Source organism: Myxococcus sp. AM010, from assembly GCF_013372585.1.
Taxonomy (GTDB): domain Bacteria; phylum Myxococcota; class Myxococcia; order Myxococcales; family Myxococcaceae; genus Myxococcus; species Myxococcus vastator.
This window is the reverse complement of record NZ_JABXEO010000189.1, coordinates 1-3,059: the sequence shown is the minus strand read 5'-3', so window position 1 is coordinate 3,059 and position 3,059 is coordinate 1. Positions and strand designations below refer to the sequence as shown.

Below are 3,059 nucleotides of genomic sequence, written 5' to 3'. Positions count from 1 at the left end.
GGGGTGGGGGCGGAGGGCTCGCGTGAGGGCTGGGGCGCGGCGCCCTGGGGAAGCAGGCGCTTGAGCAGGGATTCAGCCAGCGACACGACGTTGGGCGTGCTGAAGGCGAAGGTCGCGGGAATCTTGCAGTCCAGCGTCCGCTCGAGGCGCAGCCGCAGCTCGACACTCATGATGGAGTCCATGCCCAAATCGAAGAAGCCACGCGTCGGGTCCACGCTCCCGGCGTCCGGGAGCCGCATGGCGGTGGCGAGCTCGGCGCGCAGATGGGCGATCAGCCGTTCCTGACGTGACTCCACGTCCAGCGATGCCAGCTCTGCGCGCAACTGTCCGCGAGCGGCGCCGTGAGATGCCGCGCCCTCATCGAGCTGCTTGAGGAGCCCGCGCTCGCCAAAGGACTCGAACAGCGGGCGGAAGCGCTGGAGGTCGAGGTTCGCCACCGAGGCGAGGTGCCGGTCCGTGCGCAGCAGCGCATCGAAGGCGGCCAGTGCATCGGCGGCGGCCATGGCCTGGAACCCGGAGCGGTCGGAGATGCGGCGCTCCTCTTCCGAGGCCTGACGCATGTACTCCCACCGGCCCCAGCGAACGCAGAGGACGGGGAGCCCCTGGCTGTGCAGGTGCTCCGCCAGCGCCTCCATCCCGGCGTTCGCCGCCGTGTAGTGGGCCAGCGCCCGCGAGCCGAGCACGCTGGTGATGGAGGAGAACAGGACGAACATGTCAGGCCGGGCGTCGCGGCAGGCCTCGTACAGGTTCCACGTCCCTTCCAGCTTCGCGCGCATCAGCGCCTGCGTGTCACCGGGTTGCAGCTCCATGAGCGTCTTCGGGGTGATGGACGCCGCCGCGTGGATGACCCCGCCCAGTCTGGGCCAGTCCCGGCCGAAGCGACGGGCGACCCGCGAGAGTGATGGGGCATCACCGACATCGCACGCTTCGGTGCAGACGGTCGCGCCCATCGCCTTGATGGCGGCGACCCGGGCCGCCACGCTGGCGTCGTCGCTCAGGCCCTGGCGGCCTTTGCGGCTGAGCAGCACGAGGTGCCGCGCGCCACGGGAGACCAGCCAGCGCGCCATCTCCAGGCCCAGGTCACCCAGGCCACCTGTCACCAGGTAGGACGCCTCCGCGTGCACCCGTGGATGGGTGTCCTCGCGAGCCCCCTGAGGCGCCTTCGCCGTCTCTGGAGGCGCCCGCTTTACGAGCCGGGCTCCGAGGCGCCGGCCCGCGCGGAAGGCAACCTGGTCCTCGATGGACGCATGAACGAGCTCGTCCGCGAGCAACGCGGTGAGCTCTGGCGTGGCCACGCCTGGCTCGAAGTCGATGAGCCCACCCCACAGGAGGGGATGCTCGAGCGCGATGCTCCGGCCCAGTCCCCAGAGACTGGCGCCGACAGCGCTTTCGAGCGTTGCGCCGTGAGCGCCCTGGGTCACCAGATGAAGTGGCATCTGGCGTGACTCCGCCGGACCCCCGGCGTGCTCCCCGTGGCGCAGCAGCGTGCGCAGGAAGGTGATGCATCGGTTGGACGCGGCCTCCCACGCCCTGGGCCGACCCTCGCGCCCGCCATCGAGGGCAGGGGAGGACAGGTAGACGGCGCGCACCGCCCTGCCCGCTGGAACGGACGCGAGCGCCTCGGTGACGGCGTCCTCACAGAAGCGTTCCCAGCGGGCGGCGTCCGTCTGGTCGCCTGCCTCGGGTTGGGAGACACTCGCCACGTGCCCCCGTGCACCCAATGCCGCCGCCAGGCCCTGGCCATGCTGTCCGCCCTCGTCGACGATGAGCCACAGGGCTTCGCCCGCTTGCTCTCGCGCCTCGCGCTGCTCGGAGGCCAGCTCGCGCCATTCGACCTCCCAGTGCCAGTCGTCATGGGCCCGCTTCTCCGCCACCGCCGTGCCCTGGAGCACCACGCCTCGCAGCTCCACGACGGGGCGCTCCCGCGCATCCCCTAGGAGGATGTCCACGGCGCAGCCCCCCGCGTCGGCCGTGAGCAGCCGGACGCGGGTCGTGACGGTGCCCGCGTAGTCGCGTGGCCAGAGGCGCATGTGTTCAATGTGCGTGGGACGCAGCAGACCCCAGGTGTCGCCGTGAGGGGTCAGCGTCTTGAGGTGCTGGAGGGCCCGCCGCAACGCCGCGCCCGGCAGCACCCACGGTTCGTCGGGAAGGGCCTCGGTGGGCAGCAGCCCGCCGCTCGCTGTGTCCCAGGCGTCGGCGGTGGCTGGCTCCACCCGCTCCACCTGCGCGAGCCCGCTCAGGCACGGCCGCCAGGCGCCCGCGCCGCCATCCGCCCGGCCATGGACCGACAGTGTGACACGGCCTTGTTCGCCGGGCGCGAGGAGCGCCTGGAAGTGCCGAAGGTCCGCGTCCGGCGCCGCGTCAGGGGCGGACAGGGAGAGCCCCTCCGCGCGCAGGGCCTCGCGCTCGCTCACCTTGCGGAGCGCCGCGGCGGCCAGCTCCAGGGCCAGCCAGCAAGTCCAACCCGAATGGCCGGCATCGCCCTCCGGGCCCGCGAAGCGCTCCCGGAGCGTCCGGGTGACTTCGGACTGGATGAGGTGTCCTCCCGCCTGTTGCGCCAGGCCCAGCACCTGCTGGAGGAGCGGATGGCCGTCGTGTGCGTCGCCGCGCCGGAGGGGCTGGTACCCGGGGCGCCGCGTGAGCCAGTGGCGTGTGCGCTGCCATGCATAGGCGGGCAGGGACACCACCCGGCCGCGTGGGTACTGCTCCGCCCAGTCGACGTCCTCTCCCTCCAGATAGCGAAGCAGCTTCCGGGCTTCCAGCGCGCTGACGGCGGACTCCAGCTCGCGACGGCTGTCCCGCTGGAATGCACCCCCAGCCAGGAGCCGGTCGAGTGACGCCACGAGCTGGTCCCGGCTCTCACCCACCGCGAGCGCCCGGGCGGAGTAATGGTCGCGGCGGACGGCTGCCGTGTAGCAGAGGTCCGCCAGCTCCTCGTCCGGCGCGCTGGCGAGCCGCGCGCGGAACCGGACGAGCATGGCGCTCAGTGCCTGTTCATCCTGCGCGGAGATGGGGAGGAGCCACTGTGCGCGCGTGAGGGGGGCCGGGACGTCGACGGG

The 3,059-nt window shown here is 72.3% G+C and carries 1 protein-coding gene; it reads right to left on the bottom strand.

Going from position 1 to position 3,059, the window contains the following annotated elements:
- Positions 1-2,978 (bottom strand): beta-ketoacyl reductase (locus HV826_RS36185; protein ID WP_176421551.1); only part of this gene is annotated, 2,978 nt, incomplete at its 3' end.
- Positions 2,979-3,059 lie beyond the last annotated feature (81 nt).